Raw genomic sequence first — 5,902 nt, forward strand, 5'->3', positions numbered from 1 at the left:
CCCTCGTCCGGATAGGAGCGCTTCGGCAAGCCGTAGGATGTCTTGGTTCCTTGTCGCGGATGTAGAACGGTGGCCGCGCAGACCAAGAACGCGCTCCGAGAACGCATGAAGCAGGTCGCTAAGGAAGCGTCCATTCATCTCCCGGGCCTCATGATGGCCACCGGCAGATCGAGACCGCAGGCCGATAAAATTCATTAATATTAATGTAGAATTGCGCACCGGTTACGTCAAGAATCCCCTGGAATCTGCGGAAGGTAGTTCTCCCGGGTTTGTCGGCCTTTTATTCTCCGGAAGAATCGAAAGAAACACCCCTGGGGATCGGAACGGGCGCTTCTCTCCGACAACCTCTTTCACCGGTTCGAGAGCGTCACGGGATTCCGGATCCTGGAGCGCTACGGGATGACCGAGACCGGAATGAATGCGTCCAATCTCATCGATCCGACCCAGCGCAAGGCGAAAAGCGTGGGGTATCCCCTCGCGGGAGTCACAGTCCGGGAGGTGGGGGACGACGGTGTCGACGTGCCGACGGGAGACGTGGGTGAGGTTTGGATCCGGGGGGACAATGTGTTCCAGGGGAAAAAGGGGATGAATCGAATTCACGGGAGATATAATGGCCGATACTCATCCACCGCACGGGAGTCGTGCATGATCATGATGATCGTGGCCCCGAACCTGTGCGAAAGTCTTGAGCGACTCCTGCCCGCCATGCTATCGTGAGGAGAAAACAGGCGATGGAGTTCGCCGAAAAAACCGCCTGTTCTTCCGACGGCTGATGACTCCTGCGATGGTTGCCTTCGCGGGAGTTTTTATTAACGGGGATATAGCCGGATGAGAGAGGATGTTTCGCCCAAGACCCGCCTGGATGCCATCCAAGGCATCTGCGCGCAATTCCGCATCGACTCGCTTGCCCCGCAGGTTGCGGCCACGTCCGAGACCCTTCGAAGCGGCGGCGTGGTCGACATCGCCGTCCTCGGGCAGTTCAAGGCGGGCAAGAGCTCGTTTCTGAACTGCCTGATCGGGAGAGAGGCCATGCCGGTGGATGTCCTTCCGGCGACCGCCGTCGTCACGAGGATCGGCTTCGGGACGGCCGACCGGGCCGTCGTTCACCGCATGGGGGGCGGGGATGAGGAGATTCCGGTGGACCGGTTGGCCGAGTTCGTGACGGAGCAGCGCAATCCGGGGAACGAGAAAAAGGTCTCGATCGTCGAGGTGTCGCTTCCCTCCCTCGCGGAGTTTCCCGGCGTCCGCTTCGTCGATACGCCGGGCCTGGGATCCATCTTCGCGCACAACACGATTGCCTCCATGGAATGGCTTCCCCGGGTGGGCGGGGCCCTCCTCGCGGTGAGCGTCAACCATCCCTTCTCCGGGGAGGACCGGAAGCTCCTCGAGGAGGTGTCCCGGTACACCCCGGAAGCGGCGATCCTTTTGACGAAAGCGGATCTGGTGACCGAAAGTCAGCTCGACGCGGTCGTCGAATTCACCCGGCGGCAGGTCGCGCACCATACCGGGAGGGAGCTCCCCATCCTCCCGTATTCGATCATGCCGGGCTACGAAACGTTCCGGGAGCAGGCGCGGGAGTCCCTGCTCCGGCGGGTCGTCGACAGGCGCGGGGAGAAGTTCGACGAGATCGTGAATCACAAGATCCGGTCGCTCGCTGCGGGCTGCCGGGGCTATCTCCGCCTGGCTCTTGGCGCCGCGGCCGCAGCCGGGCAGGCAAAGGCGGACCTGAAAGAGGCCCTTGCGCGGGAGCGGCGCGATCTCGGGTCGGTGCGAAGCGAGATCTCGCTCTTTTCCCGGGACATGAAGTCCCGCGTCCGCACGGCTGCCGGGGAGCGGTTCCATTCCTATCAGGGGAAGGTGGCCGGCCGGTTGAGCGAAGCACTCCCGGAAAAGATGGAAGGCTGGAAGGGGAATCTCGCGAAGACGACCCGGCAGTTCCAGGAGTGGCTCGCCGCGGCCCTCGAGGAGGAGTTGGCGGAAGTGTCGGCCGCCGGCGGGGATCCGCTTTCGGGATTTCTTTTCCAGGCCCGGGCGAGCTTTTCCCGCACCGTGCGCGCCTTCCAGGACAGGATCGCCAAGGAGATCGAGCGCGCCCTCGGCCTGCCCTTCGAGGGGGCGCAATTCACCGTCGAGATCGCGGAGCCGTCGAGACCCGACGTCCGGACGGGAAGGGCGTTCGACACCAGTGTCGAGCTGCTCTGGTTCCTCATCCCGATGGGGATCTTCCGGCCGCTGGTCCGGCGCCATTTCCTCCGGCGGATCCCCTGGGAGGTGGAGAAGAACCTCTCGCGGCTGGCCGCGCAATGGGCCGACGCCGTCAACGCCTCGATCGACGGCCTCGCCCGCCGGTCGATGGCGTTCCTGGCCAACGAACTGGCCACCATCGAGGGGCTGGTGGGCAACGCCTGCGACCGGAGGCCGGACATTCAAAAAGCCCTGGATCTCCTGGACTCCCACGAAGCCGGGGCCGCCTTCCACTGATCGATCCTGCGGGGCCGCAACATCCCCTATTGGTCGTAGTCGGAAAGCATCCGGAAATCCCCGGGCGTGTTGATGTTCATGAAGGAGCGAAAACCCGGATCGACCGCGGTGACTTCTTCCGCAGGAATTTCCCGCGTCCGCAAACGGCCGACGAGCGCCATGAGCGAAAAATCGCCTTTCTGCAGCGATTCCTCGATGAGCGGCAGGCACCCCTTTCCGTAAACGGCGCAGAGAGGCTCCGGGCCGTGGGGACCGCAGGGGATCACCAGGTCGGCCTCCTCCGTTTTTCCCGCCAGCAGTTCCAATAGGGAGGGGGAAAGGAACGGTGCATCGCAACCGACGGCTAGAACGTACGGATTCCGGCTGTGTCGCAGGGCGGCATCCACCCCGGAGATCGGCCCCTTTCCCGGGACCCGGTCGGGGATTTTCGGGCAAGGGACGAAGTCGAAAAGGCCGGGGTCGTTGGTGACCAGAAAAATATCCTCGAACAGGGGTTGCAGGGTTTCGTATACCCGGGCGACCAGCGGTCTGCCCCGGAACGAAAGGAGCGCCTTGTTTCTGCCCATCCGGCGGGATTTTCCTCCGGCCAGGATGGCGGCCGACATGTTCGGGATGCGGTGGACCGGTTCCCTCATCGGGGGAGATCCCCTTTGTTCTTTCCGTTGAAGATCGCCCAGAAGAGGATTCCCACCAGAAACCCGGCCGTGACGTTCACGGACAGGATCAGTCCCGCGGTGAGCAGGGCCACCAGGAAATCCTCCCTGCCGGGAAGGTCGCGCGCGGGGAGGGACAATTCCAGCCACGCGAAGACGAGAAGCGCGCCGAGGATGCTCTGCGGGAAGTTCTGGAGGGGGATCAGCAACGCCGTCGCCGCGGCGACCCCCACGGCCATCTTCATCCCCCCCAGGAACACGACGGAGCCGCCTGTCCTCGCCCCGAAATGATACTGGCCCGCCAGGCCCCCCGCCCTGTGGCAGACCGGCATCCCGCCGAACCAGCACGAGATCAGGTTCATGATCCCGAAGCTCCGCGCCATCTTCTCCTCGGGGATCTTTCTCCCGGGGAACAGGTCCCCGGAGAGGGCGCAGACGGCCACGACGGAGTTGAGCAGCGTGAGCGGGATCTGGGCGATCGCCCCTTTCGTGAACCCCCGCCACCATTCGGCGGGGGAGGGGATGATGACCCCGGGAACCCATGTCGTAAGCGTCCAGTTCTCGAACAGGCCGGGCCGGGAGACCCCAAGCAGGAGGTCCCCCAAGCAGGAACAGGATGAGAGCCGCGGGCACCTTGCGCCGGAAATAGGACAGGACGATCAGGGCAACGGATACCCCGCCGACCAGGAGGCTGTCCCATCCGACCATCGGGAGGGGGAGCATGGTCTGAACCCCCGTCAGAAGAAGCTTGAGTCCGATGCCGAGCTGGATTCCCCGGACGACGGGCCTGGGGGTGACCTCGGAATCGGGACATACTACATCGTCGCCACGGCGATCAACTGGTGGTACTACACGCGCAAAGGATGCGAGAAGCCGAGTTGACGCGCCCGGGACGGGAAATGAAGGCGAAAGGGTACATCGGTCTGATCACGAAGGGAACGCCTGCCCGGGGACTCGCCGGGGCCACCCTCGGGTTTTTCATCGGCTTTGCCGCTGTTTCCCTCTTCGGCCCGACCGCGAAAAGTTTACGGGGGATTTTGGGGCTTAGCCCCCTCGAGGTCGGGCTCCTGGTGGCCGCTCCCTCACTCTCCGGGTCTCTGCTGCGGATTCCCTTCTCGGCCTGGGTCGATACCACGGGAGGGAGAAAACCGTTCCTGGTCCTTCTCTTCCTCTCCATCGCCGGCATGGCGGGACTCTTTCTGACCCTCCACTTCTACTACCCGGAGCGGATGCCCCGTTCTTTCTTCCCGCTGATCCTGTTTCTCGGAGTGCTTTGCGGCTGCGGGATCGCCACCTTCTCCGTCGGGATCAGCCAGGTGGCGTACTGGTATCCCAAGGCCCGGCACGGCACCGCCTTGGGGACCTACGCGGGGATCGGGAACCTCGCCCCCGGGATCTTCACGCTCCTTCTGCCGTTTGCCCTCGTGTCCATGGGACTTGCGGGGTCCTACCTGGCATGGCTTGCCTTCCTCATCGCGGGAACCGGCCTCTATGCGGTCGTCGGGAGGAACGCGTGGTACTTCCAGATGGTCGCGCAGGGTGTACCCGTGGAGGAGGCCAAGCCGGCCTCCGCTGCACGAGGCCAGGAGATCTTTCCGGCCGGCAACCTGATCGAGAGCCTGCTCCTCTCCGCGAGGATCTGGAAAACGTGGGCTCTCGTGGCGGTCTACTTCACGACCTTTGGCGGGTTCATCGCCCTGACCGCCTGGCTCCCCGTCTACTGGATCTCTTTCTACGCGGTCACCCCCGTCGTCGCGGGGACGCTCGCCGGCGCCTACTCGATCCTGACCTCACTTGTCCGGGTGGGGGGAGGGTACCTTTCGGATCGCCTGGGCGGGGAACTCACGGGGATCCTTGCGCTGTGCTTCATGCTGGTCGGGGCGCTTATGATGACCCTTTCGGGGAACTTCCGTCTCTCCGTCGTCGCCGGGATTTTCCTGGCCATCGGCATGGGGGTGACCAACGCGGCCGTGTTCAAGCTGGTCGCCCAGGAGGTCCCCGAGGCGGTCGGCGGTGCCGCCGGATGGGTGGGGGGGTTAGGAGCGTTCGGGGGATTCGCCATCCCGCCGATCCTGGGCACCATCGTCGAGATCCGGGGGGCCGGGGGCTACGCGAGCGGGTTCGTGGTTTTCGTCGGGCTGGCCGCGATCTCCCTTCTCCTCGTCGGGGTGCTCCGGCAGAAACGCGCACGGGTTTTCGCGGCGATATAACCGGGGAGCAGGGGGGCGGCAGGCCCGGTCCGGCCGTTCCCCGCAATGCTTTCCCGACAACAGGCAAGGCCCCGCGAGGGGTCAGTTCCCCCCCGCCTCCTTTCCCCACAACTGCTGCAACCGTTGGCCGCGCCCGCAGTTGTACCGGTAGATCTTGTATCAAAGTGGGGCCCGACCGGTTCATGTCCGTCCTCACACGCCGCGACAAGGCACATATCGACGAATGGCAGACCGAGATGCTGGTCAATGCTCTTCGGGTCGGGAACATCAAGCTCCACATCACGGGACTCGCCGAAAAGGACCTGAAGGACGTGTTTGTGGATTCTGTCTCTTCGATCGAAGAAGCGGTCATGGGAAGCGTCAAGGTCCATGGAGACCCGGACGTCGCCGTGGTTCCCGAAGGACCCTACGTCATCCCTCGTTGTCACTGAGTTCGGGGGACCGAATCCGGCTTATCGTTTGGCGCTTCGAACTACCTTAGATCCCACGAACTGCTCTTCTTCCGTAGAACCCCTGAGCGCGACGGTGGACGCCTGCCCCCCGGTGATCGTCATTTGC

Annotated in this window: 6 protein-coding genes and 1 riboswitch; of the genes, 4 read left to right on the top strand and 2 right to left on the bottom strand. The window is 63.9% G+C overall.

The window, feature by feature from the left end; all coding sequences use genetic code 11:
• Positions 1-282 precede the first annotated feature (282 nt).
• Both VJ307_06190 and VJ307_06195 read left to right on the top strand, forming a co-directional pair.
• Complete coding sequence (locus VJ307_06190) at positions 283-717, top strand: AMP-binding protein (GenBank protein HJX73729.1); 435 nt, start codon at positions 283-285, stop codon at positions 715-717.
• 1 nt (position 718) lies between these two features.
• Positions 719-789: riboswitch (Fluoride riboswitch) on the top strand.
• Positions 790-828: 39 nt separating this feature from the next.
• Complete coding sequence (locus tag VJ307_06195) at positions 829-2,481, top strand: dynamin family protein (GenBank protein HJX73730.1); 1,653 nt, start codon at positions 829-831, stop codon at positions 2,479-2,481.
• Between the two features lie 26 nt (positions 2,482-2,507).
• On the opposite strand, the gene VJ307_06200 is transcribed toward VJ307_06195, so the two are convergent.
• A complete protein-coding gene (locus VJ307_06200; GenBank protein HJX73731.1) occupies positions 2,508-3,116 on the bottom strand; it encodes a molybdenum cofactor guanylyltransferase in 609 nt (202 codons plus the stop codon).
• Positions 3,113-3,739, bottom strand: a complete 627-nt coding sequence (locus tag VJ307_06205) for a putative sulfate/molybdate transporter (GenBank protein HJX73732.1) — start codon at positions 3,737-3,739, stop codon at positions 3,113-3,115. Before VJ307_06205 ends, VJ307_06200 begins: the two co-directional genes overlap by 4 nt.
• A 294-nt stretch (positions 3,740-4,033) precedes the next feature.
• Between VJ307_06205 and VJ307_06210 the strand changes: the two genes are divergently transcribed.
• Positions 4,034-5,344, top strand: coding sequence for an MFS transporter (locus VJ307_06210; GenBank protein HJX73733.1), 1,311 nt, complete (start codon positions 4,034-4,036; stop codon positions 5,342-5,344).
• 182 nt (positions 5,345-5,526) lie between these two features.
• On the top strand, positions 5,527-5,775 hold the full coding sequence (locus VJ307_06215) for a hypothetical protein (protein ID HJX73734.1): 249 nt from the start codon (positions 5,527-5,529) through the stop codon (positions 5,773-5,775).
• The last annotated feature ends 127 nt before the right edge of the window (positions 5,776-5,902 follow it).

It is taken from the genome of Candidatus Deferrimicrobiaceae bacterium (assembly GCA_035256765.1).
Classification (GTDB): domain Bacteria; phylum Desulfobacterota; class Deferrimicrobia; order Deferrimicrobiales; family Deferrimicrobiaceae; genus CSP1-8.

What these genes read in the sequence shown, in the direction of transcription:
- VJ307_06195 (HJX73730.1), top strand. Translation starts at nt 829, where the DNA reads ATGAGAGAGGATGTTTCGCCCAAGACCCGCCTGGATGCCATCCAAGGC.
- VJ307_06200 (HJX73731.1), bottom strand. Translation starts at nt 3,116, where the DNA reads ATGAGGGAACCGGTCCACCGCATCCCGAACATGTCGGCCGCCATCCTG.
- VJ307_06215 (HJX73734.1), top strand. Translation starts at nt 5,527, where the DNA reads ATGTCCGTCCTCACACGCCGCGACAAGGCACATATCGACGAATGGCAG.
- VJ307_06210 (HJX73733.1), top strand. Translation starts at nt 4,034, where the DNA reads ATGAAGGCGAAAGGGTACATCGGTCTGATCACGAAGGGAACGCCTGCC.